At 63.8% G+C, this 21,168-nt stretch carries 20 protein-coding genes; 2 read left to right on the plus strand and 18 right to left on the minus strand.

Features of this window, described 5'->3' with window-relative positions:
- Positions 1-11 precede the first annotated feature (11 nt).
- The 15 genes from AC56QX_RS21230 to AC56QX_RS21300 form a co-directional block, all read right to left on the minus strand.
- A complete protein-coding gene (locus tag AC56QX_RS21230; protein ID WP_497110395.1) occupies positions 12-266 on the minus strand; it encodes a hypothetical protein in 255 nt (84 codons plus the stop codon).
- Complete coding sequence (gene parA / locus AC56QX_RS21235; protein ID WP_497110396.1) at positions 263-901, minus strand: ParA family partition ATPase; 639 nt, start codon at positions 899-901, stop codon at positions 263-265. The genes AC56QX_RS21230 and parA overlap by 4 nt, the downstream gene beginning before the upstream one ends.
- Complete coding sequence (locus AC56QX_RS21240; protein ID WP_497110398.1) at positions 898-2,040, minus strand: replication initiator protein A; 1,143 nt, start codon at positions 2,038-2,040, stop codon at positions 898-900. Before AC56QX_RS21240 ends, parA begins: the two co-directional genes overlap by 4 nt.
- Positions 2,041-2,060: 20 nt before the next feature.
- Positions 2,061-2,342, minus strand: coding sequence for a helix-turn-helix transcriptional regulator (locus AC56QX_RS21245; protein WP_497110400.1), 282 nt, complete (start codon positions 2,340-2,342; stop codon positions 2,061-2,063).
- Positions 2,343-2,478: 136 nt separating this feature from the next.
- Positions 2,479-2,988 (minus strand): DUF2285 domain-containing protein, encoded by a 510-nt coding sequence (locus AC56QX_RS21250; RefSeq protein WP_497110402.1) that lies wholly within the window; start codon positions 2,986-2,988, stop codon positions 2,479-2,481.
- A complete protein-coding gene (locus tag AC56QX_RS21255) occupies positions 2,930-3,256 on the minus strand; it encodes a transcriptional regulator domain-containing protein (protein ID WP_497110403.1) in 327 nt (108 codons plus the stop codon). Before AC56QX_RS21255 ends, AC56QX_RS21250 begins: the two co-directional genes overlap by 59 nt.
- 120 nt (positions 3,257-3,376) lie before the next feature.
- Positions 3,377-3,640: a DNA -binding domain-containing protein gene (locus AC56QX_RS21260; protein ID WP_497110405.1), complete on the minus strand. Its 264-nt coding sequence runs from the start codon at positions 3,638-3,640 to the stop codon at positions 3,377-3,379.
- 126 nt (positions 3,641-3,766) lie between these two features.
- The gene (locus AC56QX_RS21265; protein ID WP_111546224.1) at positions 3,767-3,979 is read right to left on the minus strand and encodes a helix-turn-helix domain-containing protein; all 213 of its coding nucleotides are present in this window, start codon (positions 3,977-3,979) and stop codon (positions 3,767-3,769) included.
- A gap of 188 nt (positions 3,980-4,167) precedes the next feature.
- Positions 4,168-4,491 (minus strand): DUF736 domain-containing protein, encoded by a 324-nt coding sequence (locus AC56QX_RS21270; RefSeq protein WP_497110407.1) that lies wholly within the window; start codon positions 4,489-4,491, stop codon positions 4,168-4,170.
- 612 nt (positions 4,492-5,103) lie between these two features.
- Positions 5,104-5,526, minus strand: a complete 423-nt coding sequence (locus AC56QX_RS21275; protein ID WP_497110409.1) for a hypothetical protein — start codon at positions 5,524-5,526, stop codon at positions 5,104-5,106.
- Positions 5,527-5,667: 141 nt separating this feature from the next.
- Positions 5,668-5,835: a hypothetical protein gene (locus AC56QX_RS21280; protein ID WP_167458608.1), complete on the minus strand. Its 168-nt coding sequence runs from the start codon at positions 5,833-5,835 to the stop codon at positions 5,668-5,670.
- A gap of 556 nt (positions 5,836-6,391) precedes the next feature.
- Entirely contained in the window at positions 6,392-7,324 is a 933-nt protein-coding gene (locus AC56QX_RS21285; RefSeq protein ID WP_497110411.1) for a DUF2493 domain-containing protein, read from the minus strand.
- 319 nt (positions 7,325-7,643) lie between these two features.
- Positions 7,644-8,681 (minus strand): DUF7146 domain-containing protein, encoded by a 1,038-nt coding sequence (locus AC56QX_RS21290; protein ID WP_497110412.1) that lies wholly within the window; start codon positions 8,679-8,681, stop codon positions 7,644-7,646.
- A gap of 65 nt (positions 8,682-8,746) precedes the next feature.
- Positions 8,747-10,831, minus strand: coding sequence for a ParB/RepB/Spo0J family partition protein (locus AC56QX_RS21295; RefSeq protein ID WP_497110413.1), 2,085 nt, complete (start codon positions 10,829-10,831; stop codon positions 8,747-8,749).
- Between the two features lie 163 nt (positions 10,832-10,994).
- The gene (locus AC56QX_RS21300) at positions 10,995-12,191 is read right to left on the minus strand and encodes a DUF932 domain-containing protein (protein WP_497110414.1); all 1,197 of its coding nucleotides are present in this window, start codon (positions 12,189-12,191) and stop codon (positions 10,995-10,997) included.
- Between the two features lie 263 nt (positions 12,192-12,454).
- On the opposite strand from AC56QX_RS21300, the gene AC56QX_RS21305 reads away from it, so the two are divergent.
- Positions 12,455-13,048, plus strand: a complete 594-nt coding sequence (locus AC56QX_RS21305; protein ID WP_497110416.1) for an SOS response-associated peptidase — start codon at positions 12,455-12,457, stop codon at positions 13,046-13,048.
- A 198-nt stretch (positions 13,049-13,246) separates the two neighbouring features.
- Positions 13,247-15,325, plus strand: coding sequence for a hypothetical protein (locus tag AC56QX_RS21310; RefSeq protein WP_497110417.1), 2,079 nt, complete (start codon positions 13,247-13,249; stop codon positions 15,323-15,325).
- A 124-nt stretch (positions 15,326-15,449) separates the two neighbouring features.
- Here the strand turns inward: AC56QX_RS21310 and AC56QX_RS21315 are convergent, their stop codons facing one another.
- From AC56QX_RS21315 to AC56QX_RS21325, 3 genes are read right to left on the minus strand one after another with little or no spacing between them, the layout of a single operon-like run.
- The gene (locus AC56QX_RS21315; protein ID WP_497110418.1) at positions 15,450-18,710 is read right to left on the minus strand and encodes an error-prone DNA polymerase; all 3,261 of its coding nucleotides are present in this window, start codon (positions 18,708-18,710) and stop codon (positions 15,450-15,452) included.
- Positions 18,707-20,227: a Y-family DNA polymerase gene (locus AC56QX_RS21320; protein WP_497110419.1), complete on the minus strand. Its 1,521-nt coding sequence runs from the start codon at positions 20,225-20,227 to the stop codon at positions 18,707-18,709. The genes AC56QX_RS21315 and AC56QX_RS21320 overlap by 4 nt, the downstream gene beginning before the upstream one ends.
- Positions 20,142-20,903: an ImuA family protein gene (locus tag AC56QX_RS21325; protein WP_497110420.1), complete on the minus strand. Its 762-nt coding sequence runs from the start codon at positions 20,901-20,903 to the stop codon at positions 20,142-20,144. The genes AC56QX_RS21320 and AC56QX_RS21325 overlap by 86 nt, the downstream gene beginning before the upstream one ends.
- Positions 20,904-21,168 lie beyond the last annotated feature (265 nt).

Here is a 21,168-nt window from a genome sequence, read left to right on the forward strand (position 1 = left end):
CTGGTTTCGGATCACGGAGTGTCTCCTTGGCTCTCGGGAAATTCTCGGGCGAGCAGGTCGCGCAGCATGTCGGCGACGGTCTGGCCGCGCTGAAAGGCGACGATCTTTATGCGGCCACGCAGCTCGGGCGTAACGTCGATCGTCAGCCTGGCGGTGAAACCTGGCGCTTCACCGCTGCGATCCGGCGCCTTCTCGGATTCCTTGATCCAGTCGTCGGCGGAGCCGGGACGTGCGGCGAAGCCGCGCTTCGAGGATCGTCGATTCATGGTGCGATCCTCCCGACCTCGGCGGCGAAGGCAGCAATCTCGCGTGATGCCGGACTATCCTTGTCTGTCTCAAAGACGAGGCGACCCGATTGCGCGGCATCGGCAAAGGCGACACGCTGGCCAATGGTCGCGGCGAGCACCGGCGGATCGTGATCGGCCAGGGTCTCGGCTGTTTCGCGAGCGATGACGGTGCGCGTGCCGCAGCGGTTCAACACGAAGCGGGCAGCAAGCTCGGGGCGGTAGATCCGCGCCTCGCGGATCAACGAAAGCATTTCGGCTGACGCCCAGCCATCGAAGGGGGATGGCTGCACGGGGACAAGCGCGAGATCGGCGGCGAGCAGCGCCGAGCGCATCAGCCCGGCGACGCGGGGTGGCCCGTCGATGACGATGTGATCGGTGTCCCGCGCCAGTTCGGGCGCCTCGCGATGGATTGTGTCTCGCGCCAGGCCGACCACCCCGAACAGTCGCGGCAGACCTTCTCGTGTCCGCTGCTGCGACCAATCGAGCGCCGAGCCCTGCGGGTCAGCGTCGATCAGCGTGACGCGCTTCCCCATCCTGGCCCATTGTCCGGCGAGATGCAGCGCCAGCGTTGTCTTGCCGACGCCGCCTTTCTGATTGAGGAGCGCTACGATCATTTTTCCCCTCGCGGTTTAGATTCGAGAGGAAGTTCAGGTGTCGGAACACCGGATTTCCTGAAAGATGTCTGCGAGAAGATCGGGGGCTGAAGCGTCTGTGTTTCGTCGCGATTGCCGTCGCCGGCAGAGCTTTTGACGATGCAGCGCGCGCCATAAGAGTTAGATTCTGTGTTAGATTCTAAGTTAGGGCCGCGATTTTCGCTTGCCGTGCAGTCGGTTAACCCCGGTTTGGGTTCCCGATAGCACGAGCCTCGGGTTCCCGATGGCACGATAGTGCGGGTTCCCGATAGCACGAGGCCGTCCACAGGTCTCCTTTGAGGAGACGGCTCAAAGGAGAGCAGCACCCGGCCGCTGATTTCGACCTCGATGAACAGGGTGTACCCGGGCAGCGGCTGTCGTCTGACGATGTCGCGCAGCTCGAAGGCAAACCGCTTGAAGGGCGAGAGGCTGCCGGACTTCAGGTAGAGATGGCGAAAATCGAAGCGCCAGCCAGCACGCTGGCGGCCACCATGCTTGCGCACGAGCCGATATAGCCAGCGGTCGAGCCCGCCCGTCAGCGAAAAGTAGTCGCGGTCGATTGTGAGTATGAGGGCGTCGTCGAGAACCGCTTGGTAGAACCAATCGGGGACGATCAACTCGATGCCGGCAGGATGGCCGCGTGGATCCGTGCGTTCAACCCATTCGTTGATCCAGGAGAAGCGGTGCCGGCGGCCCTGCGCGGGCTGGCGGATCGTCGTCGCCACCGTTGTCGATTGCAGGCGATCGAGCGCCGCCTTCAGGCGCTGGTAGTCGCGAGCGCCGACGCCGCGTCCGACGAAGGTGAGAATTTCGTAGGGCGTGGCCGCCATGAGGCGCGACGTACGCAGTCCGGCGTCGCGCGCCTCGACGATCTGGCTTGCGGCCCAGATCAGGATATCCGCGTCCCAGATGGTCGCCATACCATGTTCGGGTACGGCTTCGACGCGGATGACGACGTCCCCGGCGGAGAAGTCGATGGGCTGTATCCGATGGGATTTGGAGAGGCTGAAGAACGGATAGGCCATGAGATCCTGCGTGTCTCGGGGTGCGAGATCGCTGCCGCGCGCACGGAACAGTTCGAGTTGTCCGCGTTCCGACAGGGGGCGACGGCGCACCGGCATTGAGGGAACCGGCGCGACGGTCAGCGGGCGTGACGGCCGGCAACGACCGGCGTCACGGCCTCATGGCGCTTTGCAGGGAGAACCGTGCCGCGGGGATCGGAGGTCGAAGTAACGGCGCCCCGGTCCGCCCAGGCCTGCAGGTCGTCGATCGCGTAGACGACGCGACCTCCGAGCTTGCGATAGGACGGGCCGGTTCCATAGGTGCGGTGCTTCTCGAGCGTGCGGCCGGACAGACCCAAGAAGCGGGCGGCTTCGGGAGTACGCAGAAAGCGCGGCGGCAAGCCGGAGAGGTTGGCGGACATGATCGGGCCTCCGTGGGTTCATTGAGGCCGCTGGCGATCAGCGGCGGACGAAGGCCACGGTGGCGGAGAGGGGCCGCGAGGGGGGATGGCGAAGAAGGATGAGCTAAATTCGCACCCCCGTCGGGCGTGAAGCGTGTCAGGACTTACGGCGATGGCGCAGAAGCCTGAGATAGCCGCCGGCGATCATGGCGCGGCCGTCCTTGACGAGGTCAATGGTGCTGTCTCGAAGCGCGGAGGTCTTCCAGGAATCGGCGGCGACGCGCGGCGCGCCGTAGATGACGTTTGCGATCTCGCGGTAGCTCGCGCCGTTCATGCTGCCGTCGACGGCCTGCAGCATGTGGCGCAGCCTTCGGCGTTGCTGTGCCGTCAGGCGGGTATCGGGAAAAACGGGACGGCCATGCAGCCCACGCCAGAGCCGCGTGACGGCGTCGATACGATCGAGACCGTCGGCGTCAAGCGGAACAAGGGCCGCCAGCGGCTCATCGGGCCGCGCATCGCCAAGCACCAGAAGGCGGATGGCGCCGGCACCCTCGCCGTGCACAATGCTCAGCCCCTCCGGGCCTAACTGCGCGTTGCGGGGATCGAGATCAGGTGGCGCAAAGCCTTGCAAGCCCGGCAATGGCAATGGCGGGATCGCTGTGAGCATGACTGTGCCCGGATCTACTCCCGGCGCCCAGAACGCTGCCGTCTCGATGGCACTGAAAGTTGGGTCGACAGGGAAATCGCAGCCCCCAGCGCATTCGCACCATGTTCGTCAGGCGCTCATTGGCCGCGTCGGGGTGTTCGACTTCAGCGTAGTCGCGCTGATAGTCGGCATTGCGGCGCAGCCATTCCCATGCGAGGTCGGCGGCGACAAGATCATCCAGATAGTCGTACGTCGACGAGGATCGCCACTGTGATGTGTCCGGCCGCATCAGTGTCCTCCAAGTGTGCATGTCTCGTACATGCTGGGAGCGACACGATTGCCGGATGGAAAGACCTCGGGAAGCCCTCGCGTGGACAACGCGCGATGCGAGCACCGCATCGCGGTCGAGCTAGTGACGGCTCTCGCGAACAAGCTTGCGGTAGCCGTGCTCTGTCATCCAGCGTGCGCGAGCAAGATGGGTGTCGTAGACGCGGCGGGCTCGTTCGGGTTCGAGGTCAGCATCTAAACCAAAGAGGATCGAGACCGCCTCGTGCCAGTCGGCACCGTCCGCCGCCGCGTCAAGCAGGCGGATATACAGCTTCATGTGCTGGCGATCGTACCTGGTAATCTCTTGGCTCTCTGGTGGCTGGTCCAGAAACGCTTCTTGTGTCACGCCGATCTCCCGCAGCCGGTCATCGCAGCGTCTGCATCGTTATTAGCAGTATAGGCTGGCAGGTGAATGCGCGAGTGCACGAAGGCATCAGGTGATGCGCGCGGCGCATCGCTGTGCCCAGATCGGTCAGGCGGTTTTGCGGAAAAACTCGGCGGGATCGACTTCCAGAACTGCGGCAAGCTTTTCGAGCATGTCGATTGTGGCGGCATGCTCCTCGCGCTCAAGCATGCCAACATAGTTGCGATTGACGTCGGCACGATCGGCAAGCTCCTCCTGCGACAGGCCAGTGGCATGCCTCAGCCGGCGTAAGTTCTTCGCAACTCTCTCCCGTAAGATCATTCGGGAGGAGTCACCGGCTACCTAATATACTGCCACCCAATATACTAGGTAATCGTCGTTTGGGAACCGCCCACGTGTTTCGGGTGCGAGGCGAAGGGCGCTTGTCAGGCGCGGCGCACGGCCGCGCGCCGCCTGAAAAATGGACAAGGCCCCGCCCGGTGCGTCCGGGCGGGGCTTTGTTCAGGCCGCTACTCGCCGTTACGGCGGCTGGGGCGGGACCAGATGAGGCTGAAGCCTTCGCCTTCCTCGTCGTCGAAGAGGTTGGCGTAGATCGGAGCATTGAAGCTTGGGTCGTCCAGCTTGAGGCCGAGGTAGTCGCGGCCCTCGTTGGAGGTCTTGGACCAAGCGGCGCCGATCTCGGCGCGGCCGACGAACACGCGGTGGCTTGGGGCGTTCTCCCCGACCTGCCGGCTGTCGGGGACTATGCGGACATTCTTGGTCTGAAGGCTCAGGGTGACGATTTCGCCGGTGAATTCGTTGCCGGACTTTTTGAAGGTTCCGATGGTCGCCATGGTAGTTCTCCTTGATCTCTGCTTCGAGCCCGCACCATTGCGGCCTCGATGGCGATCGGCAGGCCGGAGGCGATCGACGCGGCATCGCTTGAGACCGCAGCTTCAGCGGAGGATGGCAGCCAGTCGACTTTGTTGTTTCGCGAGGAATGACGGCGCAGCCGGCAGGGGAAGAAAGACGATCGGCGCCATTGCCGCATAGGCGGTCGAGGCGTAGCCGACCTTCGGTCAGATCAGGCCATTGATGAGGCCGTTTTAGAGCGGTCGACCTGCAAGAGGATCTCGAGCGAGAACATGGCGACTATCGGCAACTTCGAATAGCCGGCATTGCTCGACGGCGCTCAGCCCGCTTTTCGACCATATCCGCGATGGCACCTGAATGAGCGCTCCCAGGGAGGAGACCGCCGTTGCATCTGCGATCAACGGCCGCTCGAGGTTGTCATAGCGGTCAATGCCAGGCGGGGGGCACTGCTTGCGTCTGTGCCGTGGGGGTGGAACCCCTTGGGCTTGAACGCTCTGTCCGTGGCCCTGACGCAGCGAGGGGCGGCTTGGTAGTGATCCTCGCTGTCCCAGCCGCCCTCAAGCTCCGGATGGCGCCTAGCCGCGAGCGACGCCTCACATGGCTGGCTCGGGCGGTGCCATCGCCAGCAACCGAACCCAAGCGGCAATGCCGACGGCGATCGCGCCGACGATCGAGAAAGCGTTTTGCCAGCCCAAGGACGGTACGGCGAGCGTCGCGAGACCATGTGTCGCGTGATAGCCGGCGACCGATGCTGGTGCGGCAAAGAGGAGCGCGACCGCAAGGCGAGCCCAGACCGGGCGAACGAATGTGAAGGTGATTTGGCCGACCGCGAGCGTCGCCCCGGCGGCGGCGATGCCCACGACGAACGCGCCGAGCGGACCCGCGCCGGTGCCGAAGGTCCACATTCCGGCGGTCACGCCCACGAAGAACGGAAGCGCGTAGACCGCGAGCGTGAACAGGAGCCAGCAAAGGAATCCGATACCGGCGATGCAAAGGAGGATGCCGAGGAAGATCATGGTGGTGGTCTCCGTGAGAAATGGTCTGACGGTCGCGCCTCCACCACCACCACGGCGCAGTTTGAAGTATAGCCGAAGATGAGCGGCGGCGGGAGCGGAAATCCGGCAGGACTACCGCTCCAACGGCAAGGCCGCCCCTGCTCAGGGAGCGAAAGGATCGATTTCATGGACGATGGCGGCGGTATCGCCGTCGTATTCGCTGGCGGGCATGACGCCGAGGCTGCCGTCGCCGGCCTGAAAGATGATGATGTTGACCATGAGGGTTGCGGCGAGGCTGAAAGCGAAGGCGTGAGCGTCGTTGAGTGACATTGTTCCGGCTCCTGTCTTGGAGGCGGGAGACCATCCCCCGCGCGACAGGCGCCCGATGTGTCCGGCCCGTGGCCGCAATCACCGCTGGGGCGAAGCCGCAGGGCCGCACGCTCGCGTAGCGGACCCTTTACGGGTTGATGGCGTCAGGCCATGGGCCGGACCAAGGATCAGCGCTACTTGGGAGCGGGGGTGGTGTTCGTTTGTTCAAGAGCCGTTGTCACGAGCCCTGAAGGCACATTGTCCCTTCTGCAATCGGCGCGGGGGATGGTCGGTCCGATCGTTCTGGAGGATTGGTGTCATTGCAGCAGAATTCAAGGATCGCGATCAGCACCTGGTGAAGAAGACGTTGGCCATCGCAGTGCTGGCGATCGCGCGACAGCCGGGGCCGCTTCAGTCGGCGTCGGATCAGAGCGACGTGATAGGCGCTGCTGAACCGGTTGATCGAGGGGGACGTGGAGCCCTATGCGCGTGCCGCCGTATCGCGGTGATGGCAATCCGGACTGAAGCCGATTTTCAGTGGAAATGGCGATACGGCTTTGCGGAAATACAGCGGCGCTCACGCGCCGTCCTTCTTGCGGAAGTCGTAGGGCTTGATGCCGAGCTTCCTCGCCTTGTCTGCGAGATTGTCCTGGATGCCGGTGCCCGGGAAGACGATGATGCCGATCGGCAGGATGTCTAGCATCGCATCGTTGCGTTTGAACGGCGCGGCCCGGCCGTGCTTGTCCCAGTTCGGAGCGAAGCCGACCTGAGGAACCTTGCGGCTGTCGGCCCATTTGGCGGCGATCAGCTCGGCGCCCTTCGGGGACTTGCCGTGAATCAGCACCATGTCGGGGTGCTTGGCGTGAACCTTGTCGAGCACGTCCCAGATGAACTGGTGATCGTTGAAGTCGAGCCCGCCGGTCAGGGCGATCTTCGGGCCTGTGGGTAGCATCACCTTGGTGTCTGCCTTCCGCCGGGCGGCGAGGAAGTCGCGGCTGTCGATCATCGCCGAGGTGAGATGCCGGTGGTTGACCATCGATCCGGTGCGCGGTCGCCAGGCCGATCCGGTGTGCTGCTCGTAGTGGTCGCCAGCCTGGTCGCGCATCAGTTCGAAGGCGTCGCGCCGTTCGATCATCGTCCGGCCCTGGGCGGTGAGGTTCTCGAGTTCGACCGCCTTGATCTCGGTGCCATCCTGTTCCCGCTGCAGGCGACGCTGCGCCTGCTCGTTGTCGTCCAGTTGGCGCTCGATCCGCAGCACGGCACGGTGGAAGACGTTGGTGACGGACCAGAGCAGGTCGTCGAGGTCAGGTTCGAGGCGCGTATCCGCCAAGGTGGCGATGAGGGCATCGAAGATGTCCACCACGGCTCCGGCGACATGATCGCCGTCGGGAAGTGGTCGCGGATCCGGCTCGTCGGCGTAAGGACGCCAGCCATAGAGCTGGAGTTCGGTGAGGACGTGATCGGTTGGAGAGGCGGAGTGGTGTGGCTCGGTGTCGTCGTACGCGCTCACGGTATGCTCCCGTCGATTGGACCGCGACCCTCGCGGCCTTCTTGGCGACGAAAGCTCACAGGCGGGATGGCCTCGCACCCGGAGCGACGCGGAGGGCCGGAGCGACAGCGGAGGATGGCAGAGGCCGACTATTTTGGCTCGCGATGGAAAGGCGGCGCAGCCGCCGCCGGAAAATAGTCGGCCGACGCCTTTGTCTGGCCGGGCCGCTTGTGGGCCCGATCGCCCTCTCGAAGGCCGGGTCGTGGTTCTCTCCGGCGGAGGCTTCTGGGGCGCGTGACGCCGGCCTCGTGAACCGCACGGCGCCGCGCTCCATACCGGTTCAGGTCACACGTTCGAGGAAACGATGGCGATCCCGGTGAACTAGTTGGTCCGCGATCGATTTGCGAAGTGCGGCGAGGCCCAAGTAGCGGAGATCCTCGTTGAAGTCCTCCATCCTCGGCGAGAGGACGATCGCCTCGATCCCGGCATCGGTCGCCCGCTCGATCAGGTTGTCGCGGGCACCGTCACCGGCCGGATCGTTGTCGCGGATGATGTAGAGTCGGTTCAGCGTTGGCGGGAACAGGATGGCAGCGAGATGCGCCGCTGAGAGAGCTGCCGCCATCGCCATGCCGGGCAGGGCGCATCTGAGCGAAAGCGTCGTCTCGATGCCTTCGCCCGCTGCCATGACGCTGCCGGGCGCGCCGAAGCGAACGGCGTTGCCAAGAAGGTCACCCATCGCCCGGCGCGGCGTGTCGACGGGTGCCTTGCCCTCGCCGTCCGGCGCAAGCCAGGTCCGGTGCGCGCCGGTCAGCCGCCCATCGAGATCGGTAACTGCAGCGATCATCGCCGGCCAGGTTTCGGTCGGTCCATTGCCGTCAGGCCGATAGTAGCAGCGTGGATGAAACCGGAGCGATCCGGTTCCGTGCAAAGTCGTAATGCCACGTTCACGGAGATACGTTTCCACGATGGTTCCGATGATCGGCTGCGACATGCCCACCAGCCGGCGGGCTGCCTCCGATGAGCCGGCTGGAGCCTGGACACTCTGCCGGACAGGAGATGCCAGACGCGCTGCTTCATGCGACGGGCCCAGAAAGGCCCGGGCTTCCTTAGCGACATCTGCGAAAGCTCTGAGTCCAAGCGCCTCTCGCACCACGTCGAGCAGATCGCCATGCTCGCCGGTAGCGGCGTCGGTCCAGTGTCCGGCCGAACCTCTTGCGGTGTCTGCAAGTCGGACGAACATGGAGCGACCAGGCGTGTTGCGTACATCGCCGACGGTCCAATAGTTCCCCTGGCGGCGGCCGTTGGAGAGATAATGCCGGCAGACCGCCTCGGCCCGGTCGGCGAGGCGGCGTGCCAGCGCATGCGGTGGTTCGCGCATGGTTACCTCCTTCAAAAAGAAAGGCCCGCCGTTGCCGGCGGGCCAGTTGTGAGGGTCGTGGGAGGCTATTCGGCCGCGATGGTCATTGCGGCGACATCGTCATCATCGACGATACCGTCGTCGTCGGCCATGGCCGTTTCGTCCGCTACCTCCGCCGTTTCTACGACGGCCAGTTCCACCGGCGACATGTCGGCGACCGTCTCCCGGGCCGGTGTACGGAGCGGCTCGGGCAACCAGCCAATGCCGTTAAGCAGCGTCGTCGCTTCCGTCGCCATGTCGCCCTTCTTGAGATGGGCGATCCGGTCGGCAGCGCGCTGGCCCTTCGCTTCGGCAACGGCCTGTAGGATCCGCGCCTTGGTGACGCGACCGAGGAAGGTGTCGACGGTCGGCTTCCAGCGCGCCGACATGTCGAGGTCGACGGCGTCCGCCACCTGGTCGGCATGGGCGAGTGCACGGGGCCGTCGGTTCCAGGCTTCGTGGACCGCGTTAACCGAGAGGCTGACGACATGGGCGAACAAGGCGGCGCGGCTATCGCTGTCCCAGTCACGAAGCGCGTCCCAGAGGTCGGCCGAGTCCTTCGGCAGAGCCTTCGTCCAGCTCTCATGCCGGGCACGGATCGCCTCGGCCGAGACGCTGTCGTTCAGCCCTGGCACCTGGACGCCGAAGCTGACGGTCTTGAGGTCCAACTCCAGGCAGCTATCCGAGCCATACTGGTAGAAGACCTTGAGCGTCAGGACATGCAGCGCGGCGCGGAAGGCGACATCTGGATGCTCGCCGAGGGCGTGCCGGAGACCGAGCGTCCGATGCGCCGTCAATTCGGTCATCAAACGGTCGGAGATGGGCGAAAGACCCTCGTCTTCCTCAGGCTCGGGTGCGGCATCGCTGCCGACGCCATCGGCATTGTTGCCGGCCGACGCTCCTCCACCCGTTGCTTCGCCATCGGATGCGTTCTCGGGCTCGACCGAAGCCTCATCCTCGGGGCGAACATAGCCCCGGTCGACACGCAGGCGGCCATCGCCAGCGATGCTGATGAAGGCGCCGGCACGGGCGATTTCTTCGGCATCGAAGGACAGCGGCCGTTCGTCGAACGCCTCGAGTGCGGTCTCGAGTTCGCCCAGCCGCTCGTCGACCTCGACGGGCAGTTCGTCGGCACCTTCATGCTCGGTAACGAGGCGATCGAACTCGGCCTTGAGCGCGTCGCGCGTGGCTTCCTCCTCGGCCGTGAGCGGCACGGGTTCACCGTGGAGGCGCCTCAGACCATAGGTGTGACCGTAGGCAAAATCATGCGCGACCTCGGTCCACTTCCAGCCCTCGGCGGCAATCGCCTCGGACTCGGCTTTGAGCTTATCGGCCACCATCTGGTCGACCAAGGCGACATCCTGCAGCCAGCCACCATCGTCGCCCTCGAACAGGTCGCGCAGCACCGTGCCGCCCGCCTCGACATATGCTTCAGTACCGATGAACAGTGCCCGCTTGTCGGTGGCACGGACGGCGCCTTCGGTCAGCATGCGCCGAATGGCGTAGGACGACTTGTCGTAGGAGGTTTTCAGGCGTTCGAAGACCTGTTCCTGGCGTGCATGGTCGCCCGACACGGTGAACGCTTCGAGCTGGTCGAGCGTCATGCCGTCTTCGGCATAGACGTCCAGCAGCACCGGAGAGACCGATGCGAGCTTGAGGCGCTGCTTGACCACGTTGACCGAGACGAAGAACGCCGCGGCGACCTCCTCCTCGGACTGACCCTTTTCGCGCAGGGTGAGGAATGCGCGGAACTGGTCGAGCGGATGCAGCGGCGCTCGCTGGACGTTTTCTGCGAGCGAGTCCTCCTCAGCAATACCGCCCTCGCGGACGACACAGGGCACTGGGGCGGTCTTGGCCAGGCGCTTCTGCTTGACGAGCAGTTCCAGCGCCCGGAAGCGCCTGCCGCCGGCCGGCACCTCGAACATGCCGGTCTCCACGCCGTTTTCATCAACGACAGGGCGGACGGTGAGGCCCTGAAGGATGCCACGCCGAGCGATGTCTTCGGCGAGTTCCTCGACTGAGACGCCTGCCTTGATGCGCCGGACATTGGACTGGCTCAGGACGAGCTGGTTGAAGGGGATGTCGCGCGAGGGCGACAGGGTGACGGTGGGCTTCTTCCTGGCAGTAGCCATGGGATGTACTCCGCGACGGGCGGCCGGGAACCTCTCTCGACCTCCAACCCGTCACGACGATCGGCGCCGCCCTCTCACTCTGAGGGACGGCGCCGCAACTCCGGGTTCCCGGAAAGGCACGCAACCGGAGACACGGAAATCCGCATCGCCGGCTTTGCTGAATTCAGGCGGCCCGGTCGAGCAGTTTCTTGGCCTTGCCCTCCAGGTCGAGCCGGGCATCCTGGTGCGGCTTGTCGCGCGCGACGGCGGTGATGCCCTGCACGAAGTCGAAGACGCTCGCGGGCTTCCGACCTTCTTCCGCGAGCACGGTCTCGATGATCTTCGCTGTGTCCGCTTTGGAGAATCCGCGCTTACGGAGAAACTCCGTGCGATCGTCGTCGCTGCGGGCGACGATCTTTTCGCGCGCCGCCCGGATGCCGTTGACGAAGGGCATGGGCGAGGAGTTGGCGAAACGGGTCAGCGCCGGCGCCGCCTGGTGCGCGAAACGCGAGGCGGCATATTTGGAGTGGCGGATGGTGATCTCCTCGAAATCCTCGACGCCCCAAAGATTGCGGTTCTGGCACACGGCGCGGAGATAGAAACTGGCGATGCCAAGCGTCTTCGCCCCGACTTCAGAGTTCCAGCAGTAGAAGCCCCGGAAATAGAGATCGGGCGAGCCATCCGGCAGTCTGCCTGCCTCGATCGGGTTGAGGTCGTCGACCAGGAAGAGGAAGACGTCGCGATCGGAGGCGTAGAGCGTTGTGGTGTCGGACGTGATGTCGACACGGGGATTGTAGATGCCGGTGGACCAGTCGAGCACGCCGGGGATCTTCCAGCGCGTGTCGCCAGTGCCATTGCCGGCGATCTTCTGGACGGCCGCAACCAGTTCGTGATCATAGATGCGACCATAGTCCGGGCCAGTGACGGCGCGGAGTTCGACGCGACCGTTCTCAACCTCGAGCGTCTTGACCTGCTCGGCGCGATGCGCGGTCAGGCCGTATTGCAGGTTGATGCCGGCGAGCGGTGCCGGAAGCTGGCGCAGGTAGGTCGCCGGGGCGCCCACGATGCCGGCGAGTTGGCCAAAGCTCCAATGCGTCGGCGCGACCGGCCTGTCTGCACCCGGAAGCATGAGGGTGAGCCGCTCGGCATCGTCGCGAGTCGCGTCGACTCGGATCGCAGCGGTCTCGACGGTACGGGTCCGGCTGCGCTCGGACCGCCTGTGCACAGAAGCCATCAACGCGGACAGCGAAAGGTAGCGCTCATCAGCCGGTCGGTTGAACCACTCCGAGGAAACACGCCCGATGCGCTCGCCGCGGCTCGCATCCACCTTGTAGCCACCGGTTGCGTCGCGGCCGGCATCGATAGTCACTGAATTGTTCATGGGAGTTCTCCATGACGGGCGCCGGAAGCCTCTCTCCAAGCCCATACCCGTCATGGCCCTCCAAAACCGCCCTCTCACTCTCGCGATGCGCAAGACCGACACCGGAGAGGAGGGGGCTACGCGCTGTCGGCGCCGTGCCGCGTCAGGGATGGAAGCGCCCGAAGGGTGAAGACCCGCAGAGCGGGGCTTCAGCGCCAGCCGAGAGCCCGGCCCGAAGGGACGCCCATCTCGACTCATTTGCGTTTCGCGATAGAGTGCGCGGCATGTGCAATGCCTACGAACAGCATGTGAAATGGGTCGAATACGTCCAGATGATGCAGGCGCTCGAGCTTGGCATCCCGACGCAACAGACCGAACTCGATCTGCCGGAAAGCGACGATATCCGGATCAATGACATGGCGCCGGTGATGCGCGCTGCCGGCAATGGCGTTGAATTGGTGCCCATGAATTTCAGCTTCCCTCCATCCAATCCGAAGAGTGGGCCGGTCTTCAACTACCGGTCAGACGGAAGGCATTTCGACAAGAGCAACCGATGCCTCATTCCTGCATCGGCCTTCTTCGAATTCACGGGCAAGAAATACCCGAAAGCTAAACATCGGTTCACGCTGAACGATGCGCCATTCATGGCGATTGCCGGCATATGGCGCGAAGGCGCAGATGGCTCCAGCCCGGCCTTCGCCATGCTGACTACCGAACCTGGTCCCGATATTGTTGCTTATCATGACCGCCAGGTGGTGATCCTGCGTCCCACCGACTGGGCGCACTGGATCTACCTGACGAAGACAGAACCTGAACTGCTGCGCCCCCTACCGGAGGGCTCACTCGCGGTTGAAACCGTTCGCCAGGGATCGGATTAGGGCGGCATCGTCAGGCCAAGCGGCCGGAATAGGGCTCATTCCATCCGGCGGCTTCCGACCCCCAATCGGTCGTTGAGCCGTATGAACGATGGCCCCGAACCGACCGGACCAGCCTTGCCTGTCCATTGCGGCTCGCTTGACCACGAAAAAATGCTGGCAGAACGCCTGCAATTCTCACAGTGTGCGCCGGGGGCAGCCATGACCGACACATCGCCCAGATCAATGGACGTCATCTTCGAAGACTTGCGGTCACTTGCACAGTCCGAGGGCGCACTGCACGATATCTCTGAAATCATCTATCGCGACTGGGTGGTAAATGTCGACCTGAAGGAAGGCAAGGTCATCGATGCCCCCTCCGAAAGGTGGTCGACGGACAAGCTTAACACCAACGAACTGGTCCTCCTGTTGGGGTTGCTTGTTCAGACTCCCGACAATCGTACCTTCGCTGATATCAACTTAAGATCAGAGTTTGCTTCAAGGGCGGACCGTTTAATGCGTGAGTTGCACGACCGCATTAACGCGGATGCAGCATCGGTGTTTGACCCAGAATCCCAGAAGTTTCTTGAGAAGCCGGAGTCACTGGGCATGTTTGCGCGGGAGGCCATCTATTATGGTCCCGCCAGCTGGTACATGCACCAGTTCGCAAAATATGCACGGCATCGCTACAAGGCCGACTGGATCTGGCTGTTGCAGAAGGCGGGTATCTCAATCCGGCCTATGATTGAGATCGCGACCTTCATCGTCGAGCAGGTAACGGCTCAAATGGATGCTACCGGCCGCGCGCGCGTGGCGGGCGAAGCGCTGAGCAACGGCGACCTGACCAACAGTCTGCTTGTCTCAAAAGCTGTCTTGCGCCGGAAATTTGGTGCCAAGGTCAACAATTTCATCGCCAAGTTTGCAACGCCTGTCAGCGGTGCAAACGCAGGTTTCAACACACCGTTTTCAATCAACGGCGCCTCTATTGCGCCGTTGATCGACTTCGGTGACCACCTTTATGTACCCAGCCAGTATCGGCTGATGGAGTGCATCTACGAGAGTCCGTTCTACTGGATGGTCGTGGATAAGGCTTATGGTGACGAGGCGGCGGCAAACCGTGGGCTGTTTCTGGAGAAGACGGCTGCGCATGTCATGCGGAAGGTGTTCGGAGATGAAAACGTCTTCTTGAATGCACGTTTTCCAGACGCAGTAGGTCACAAGGGCGAAGAAGTCGACGTTCTGGTCCGATATGGCGAATTTGTTTTAGTGGTACAGGCAAAATCCAAGCGGATTACCCTGAAGGCACGTGCAGGAGACCCCGAAGCGCTAAGGGCGGATTTCAAAGGAGCCATCAAGGATCCCTTTGAGCAGGCATTGGCGAGTGGCGAACTGATCAAGGCAGGCACCAGATGTTTGGATGTTGACGGGGCGAAAATCAGTCTGCCCAAATTCCCACGCGTGTTTCCAGTCGTGTTGCTCAGCGACATGTTCCCTGCTGCTACTAACCTATCGCGGTCCATGCTCGACCGAAAAGAAGGCGATCCAGCCCCAGTCATCTGGGATTTGGGGTTTTTCGATTGTGCATCGCGTATGTTGCCATCGCCAATCGAGATGCTGTTCTATCTGAAGGCGCGAGGCGACGTTTTCGACCGCATCATCTCGGACAGCGAGTACAACTTCCTTGGCTACCATATTCGGACAAAGCTGGCGCTGCCGCCTGAGGCGGATTTCATGGTCATCGACCGCGACTTCGCGACGGTTGTGGACGACTATATGATCTCCGCCGACCTGGGTGTCGAGCCGGAGCGGCCCAAGGGCGTATTGGAGACGATAGAAACTCCGCTGATTGCGGAGCTTCTATCGGAGCTGAGGACAGCTCCTCCAGAAATCGCGGCGGTTGTGATCGAGCTTTATGGATTCTCTGGTGCTGCGCTTGCAGAGGTTGGCAGGAACATCGAAATGCTTCGGGAAGAAGTTGCAGAGACGGGAAAGGCGATCAAGGCGTTTTCGATTCCAACTGAGGGCGGCGGGCTTACCTACGCAGTGACCTCGGACGCTTCGGAACGAAGTCATGCTGCGGCGGCTGCCATCGGCAGAAAGCACAAGTACGAAACCAAAAGCGACCGCTGGTATGTCATTGTCGATAGCATCAGTACACAAGGCCCTATTGACGGCCTTCTGCCGTTGGCCTGGCCGTGGGTTGAAGACGCGGACGAGGCCGAGAGGGCGACCCGAGTGGCGACAATGTTTCGATCACGACAGGAGGGGATCGTGGTCGGCGAAAAAAAGCAGCACGGTTAGGCTAGACTTCGATTAGCTGTCAGCGTCCGGTATTCGCTGAACTGCCTGCAAGGTAGCCAGTCCGCTTTCCACCCTATCTCAGCCGGCGTTTTTTCGTTTACGGCTGGCACGGACGATGCGAGCGCTATCGAAAGTCCCTTGTCTTCACCTTGATCGGCTCAACCTGCAGCGTGGGGTCTACGAGGTCCCTCGGCCGCAGACCCTTCGGCAAGCCTCGCGGATCGATTCTGGGACCACCATGATGGGCTTCGTCGCCCCGCCGAAGCGGAAACGGCGTCTCGCGATTGCCGACACTGGCGAGTTCCCAAGAAAGGTCGGTCAGTTGGTGGGCGACGAGGTGGACCACGTCGCCCTCACGCTGAATCTTACCCCGCACCGCGAGCATCGAGGAGCAGAGCAGCACGCGGCGGAACTTCTCGAAGACCTTGACCCAGACCACGACATTGGCGGCGCCAGTCTCGTCTTCCATTGTCAGGAACATAACGCCCTTGGCCGAGCCGGGCCGCTGGCGGACGAGGACAAGGCCCGCCGCTTCCAGCCAGCGGCCATCGCGCGCCTGCATTGCGTCGCGGCAGGTGACGATGCGGCGGCGGGCAAGATCGGCGCGCAGGAAGGACAGTGGGTGGTTTCGCAGAGTCAGGCCCACATGACCGTAATCCTCGACCACTTCCCGGCCAGCCGTCATCGGCCGCAGCGTCAAAGCGGGTTCACGGATTTCCGACACGGTCTTCTGTTCGCGGGCCGATGCTGCGGCAAAGAGCGGCAGGGGTTCGTCTCGCAACCCCTTGAGCGCCCATAGCGCCTCGCGGCGTGCGAGACTGAGGCTGGAACGGAAGGCATCGGCCTCGGCTAATTGGACCAGAGATGCCGCCGGCACACTCGCGCGTTGCCAGAGATCGTCAATGGATGCGAAGGGCTCGTCGGCCCGGGCTGCGACTATCGCGGCCGCGTCGGCATTGGCTAGCCCTTTGACCAGGCGCAGACCGAGGCGGACGGCAAAGCGTCCCCTTTCGTCGATCGGTTCCAGCGTGCAATCCCACCGGCTCGCATTGATACAGACAGGGCGGATCTCGACGCCATGGGCCTGGGCATCGCGCACGATCTGGGCGGGGAGGTAGAAGCCCATCGGTTGGGAATTGAGCAGCGCGCAGCAGAAGACATCGGGGTGGTGGCATTTCATCCAACTCGACGCGTAGGCGATAAGTGCAAAGCTGGCGGCGTGGGACTCGGGAAAGCCGTAGCTGCCAAAGCCCTCGAGCTGCTTGAAAGTGGTGGCGGCGAATTCCGGCGTATAGCCATTGGCGATCATGCCGCCGATCAGCTTGTCGCGGAACTTGCTGACCCCGCCGGTATGCTTGAAGGTCGCCATGGCACGGCGCAACTGGTCGGCCTCGCCGGCACTGAAGCCGGCGCAGACCATGGCGACCTGCATGGCCTGCTCCTGGAACAGAGGGACGCCCAGTGTCTTGCCGAGCACGCGCTCGAGTTCGGGGGTAGGGAACTCGACCGGCTCCTTGCCCTCCCGGCGACGAAGATAGGGGTGGACCATATCCCCCTGGATCGGACCGGGTCGGACGATGGCGACCTCGACGACCAGATCGTAGAAGGTGCGCGGCTTGATGCGAGGAAGCATCGACATCTGGGCGCGGCTCTCGATCTGGAAGACACCGATCGTATCCGCCTTGCGGATCATGGCGTAGGTCGCCGGATCCTCGGCCGGGATGGTGGCCAGGTCGAGGGTCATTCCCTTGTGCTCGGCCAGCAGATCGAAGCTGCGCTTCATGCAGGTAAGCATGCCGAGCGCCAGGACATCGACCTTCATGAATTTGAGGATGTCGATGTCGTCCTTGTCCCATTCGATGACCTGGCGGTCGACCATGCGGGCGGGCTCGATCGGCACAAGGTCATCGAGCCGGTCATTGGTGAGAACGAAGCCGCCGGGATGCTGCGACAGATGCCGGGGCGTGCCCTCGAGTTGCTGGGCAAGATCGAGCGTCAGCCGCAGCCGGCGATCGGCGAGGTTGAGATTGAGATCTTGGGCGCGCTTCTCGTCGATGCCCTCGTCGTGCCCCCAGACCTGCGAGGAAAGCAGCTTGGTGAGGTCCTCGGGCAGGCCGAGAGCCTTGCCGATATCGCGGACAGCGCCCTTGGTGTGATAGCGCACCACGGTTGAGCAGAGGGCACTGTGGTCGCGGCCGTAGGTCTCGTAAACCCACTGCATGACGATCTCGCGCCGCTCGTGCTCGAAGTCGACATCGATATCCGGGGGCTCGTTGCGCTCCTGCGAGACAAAGCGCTCGAAGAGGAGATTATTGCGCTCGGGATCGATGCTGGTGATGCCCAGGACATAGCATACGGCCGAGTTGGCTGCCGAGCCTCTGCCCTGGCACAGGATGTCCCTGCTACGCGCGAACTGCACGATGGCATTCACAGTCAGGAAATAGGGCGCGTATTGCAGGATCTCGATCAGGCGCAGTTCGTGCTTGATGAGCGCCACGACCTTGTCAGGCACACCTTCGGGATAGCGCCGCTCGGCACCTTCCCAGGTCAGTTGTTCGAGCGCCTGCTGCGCCGTCAGGCCGGGCAGCATCTTCTCATCTGGGTACTGGTAGGCGAGTTCATCGAGGGAGAATCGGCATTGCCGCATGATCTCGACGGTGCGCGCGAGAGCTTCGGGGTAGCGCGAAAACAGCCGCGCCATCTCCTCCGGCGGCTTGAGATAGCGGTCGGCATGGCGCTCGCGCCGGAATCCCAGCTCGTCGATGGTGATGTTGTGGCGAATGGCGGTCACCACGTCCTGGAGGATGCGCCGGTCGGGTTCGTGAAACAGAACGTCGTTCGTCACCACCATCGGCACGCGCATTTGGGTGCCAAGGTTGGACAACTCGTGCAGCCGGACCTGGTCGTTGGGCCGGCGGCGCAGGGTCAACGCCAGGTAGGCGCGATCGTTGAAGGTCTCCCGCAGGCGACGCAACTGCAGCGCACAGGTGTCATCGGCCCGATCGGGGACGAGAACGGCGATCAGGCCCTCGGCATAGTCAGCCAGATCGCTCCACTCGATATGGCATTGCGCCTTGCCGCCGCGCTTCTTGCCCAGGGTCAGCAGCCGGCACAGCCGGGAATAGGCGGGACGATCGGTGGGATAGACGAGCAGGGACATGCCGTCGACCAGATCGAGGCGGCAGCCGACGATGAGCCTGACGCCGGTGTCCTTGGCGGCCTGATGGGCCCGCACGATTCCGGCCAGAGAATTGCGGTCGACAACCGCCAGAGCCTCGATGCCGAGCGCGGCCGCCTGCGCGAACAGATCGTCGCAGGAACTGGCGCCGCGGAGGAACGAGAAATGGCTGGTCACCTGCAATTCGGCATAGCGCGGGGTGGTCATGCGAAGACCCCATGCATGAACCATTTGTGGGAGCCCGTTTCGGGATCCTCGCCATCGCCGGCGCGGTAGATCCAGAAGCGGTCTCCGGACTCGTCCTCCACCTGAAAATAGTCGCGCACCGCGATCACTTCGGCATCGCGCCGCCACCATTCGCCGAACACGCGTTCGGGACCATCGGCGCGCGTGACGCGGCGACGGATGCCGCGCCAACTGAACCAGACGGGCGGATGGTCTGGCAGCAGCGCCATCGTCTCGATGGGTTCGGGGTGCGTCAGCAGACGCGGCGGGCGGGGCCAGTCACCTGGCCAACTCGTCCCATCGTCCGGCGCATTCGGCGCGATGCGGCGGACCGAGCGTTCGGGCACGTCACTCTCGACCGGGGCAAAGCGGTAGAGCCGCTGCTCGCCAATACGGTTGGCAAGCACGTCGATGAGATCGGTGATGTCGGGCTCCGGCTCCTCGACCAGCGAGGAGATGATCTGCTTGGCTCCGAAGGGCTCGGCGAGGGTTGCGGTCAGCGCCATCAGTTCGATGCCGAAACCGGGATCGACAGTTTCGATGCGGCCGGTCAGGAGACGGGTCAGCCGTTTGACATCGCGAACTGGCACGGCGGTGCCGACGCGAATGGCCTCGATGCGGTTGTCGACGCGATGAAACAGCAGGTCCAGCCGGCGTGCGCCGAGCCCCTTGGCCTCAAGCGCCTCGCAGAGGGTTTCGACGAGCTTGCCGGTATAGCGGGCGATCGTCTCGGCGGCGCCGATCGGCTCGCCGAAGGCCCGACGCACCTCGATGAGTTCGGGAGAGCGGGCGGGCTCGAAGGGTTCGCTGCGCCGCCCCATGGCCTGGTCCAGGCGACGGCCGAGTTCGGGCCCGAAGCGAAGGGTGAGAGAGGCGCGCGGCGCCGCCTCGACTTCGCCCACCCGTTCGAACCCGAGCTTGAGCAGGCCTTCGACGATATCGTGGGAAAGCCGCAGGGCGCCGATCGGAAGACCGCGCATAATCGCCGGGGCTTGCCTCACTGGCACGATGAAGGTTGGCCGGTCGAGGAAGCGCGCGCAGGCATGAGCGGCCCCCCAGGTGTCCGCGACGGCGGCACGTGCCTCGATGCCGGACGCTGCCATGCGCGACACCAATCCCTCTAGCATGGCGTCCTCACCGCCATGCAGATGGTCGGCGCCCGTGGTGTCGATGATGAGGCCATCGGGCGGATCGGTGGCGACGATTGGCGCATAGCGCAGCGACCAGAGGGCCATTCTATCGAGAGCCTCGGCGTCGCCCGCCAGATCAAGATCGAAGCTCTGCAAGTTGGACACCAGCACCTGGGCCTTGCTCGCCGGCATGCCGATGCGCAGGCCCGCCGCGCGCGCCGCTGCGTCCGCGGCCAGCACGAGCCGCCGGTTTCCCTGTCGGCCGAGCATGACGATCGGGGTTTCAGCCGATGGCGCGGACTGGCCCATTGCGCGCCTTAGGCGATCGGTCGGCCAGGTCGGAAAATAGAGCGAGACGACCCTTGTCATCGCAGGCTTCCACTTCAAAATCGGCGCTTTCTCCAGCCCGCACCCGGATCAGCTCAAGCTGCCAGCGAGCGCGGTCGATGCCGGGGACCGGCAAAGGGCGGGAGGGCAGCGCGGTGACGCGCCAGCGGGTGACCGCGGCAGTTGGTTGTCCAAAATCGGTCGCCTCGGTCTGGCGCCGCCAGCGGCGGATGGCGATGCCGATGGCGCCGGAGGTTTCGGCGGCAAGTTGTAGTCGGCGGGAGGCGGTCATGGAGAGACGGGCGAGTTCGGCTACGACGGCCCCTAGGCCGCCATGACGAAGCCCTTCCTCGAAACAGGCGAGTACGGCGGCCTCGTCGCCGGCCTCGACATAGACGACGCGTCCGGGCAGCAGCCCGGCCTGGGCGAGGGCAGGGGCGAAGAGATCCTGCCGGGTGACGCACCACAGCACCTTGCCTTTGGCGCGCGCGGCAATGCCGGCGGCAAAGAGCGCCGCCGCCGCACCATCGATTGCCCCGTTCCGGCCACCGGCAACCTCGTGAAGCGCGCCGAGCGCCAGCCCGCCTCCCGGCAGGACCTTGTCGATCCCGGGAACACCGAAGGGAAGCGTCGCGCGGTTACGCGCCGGCCCGCCTTCGAGGCGCGCGATACGCTCGCGAAGCGCAGCGATAGCGGGGCTGGCGGCCGGCTGACCCATGAACGAACTACTCTCAAACACTCTTCCCAATGGATTTCGGGGCTGATATGTTCCTTATTTGTTCTCTTTGGTGCCTGAGAGTCAATCGGACTCGTCGCGTCGCTTCGAGAGTTGATCCCAGGCTGCACTCCGTCGAGTTGCGGTCTATCTTGAAATGCCGACAGGTGACGCAGGGACGACGAGGTGGGCGAGCGAGTTGACAGCGGCCTAGAAGCTGATGCGCCGAGGGTAGGCACGGCAATCCTTCGGAAGATCATCCATGTCG

The sequence above is a fragment of the Mesorhizobium sp. RCAM 06353 genome (assembly GCF_059683585.1).